Below are 344 nucleotides of genomic sequence, written 5' to 3'. Positions count from 1 at the left end.
CAGGAAGGCATTAAAGAGCCTTTGGGTATGTCTGGTGTGCGTCTAGAAGCAAAGGTGCACTTGGTGACCTGTGCGGTTAACGCAGCTCAGAATATAGAAAAGTGTGTGCAGAAGTGTGATCTGGACGTTGATGACATTATTTTAGAGCAGTTGGCTTCAAGCTATGCGGTGCTCACTGACGATGAGAAAGAGTTAGGTGTCTGTGTTGTGGATATTGGTGGTGGAACAACCGACATCGCAATATTTACCGGTGGTGCGATTCGTCATACCGCAGTAATCCCGATAGCGGGCGACCAGGTGACGAATGATATTGCCATGGCACTGCGTACACCGACACAAAACGC

The 344-nt window shown here is 48.8% G+C and carries 1 protein-coding gene; it reads left to right on the top strand.

From position 1 onward, the window contains the following. Window positions 1-344, top strand: a 344-nt coding sequence (gene ftsA / locus A3761_RS07495; RefSeq protein ID WP_068750058.1) for a cell division protein FtsA, incomplete at both ends; no start/stop codon positions are given.

It is taken from the genome of Oleiphilus sp. HI0123 (assembly GCF_001635315.1).
The sequence above is the reverse complement of the archived record's forward strand: the minus strand, read 5'-3'. Positions and strand labels throughout refer to the sequence as shown.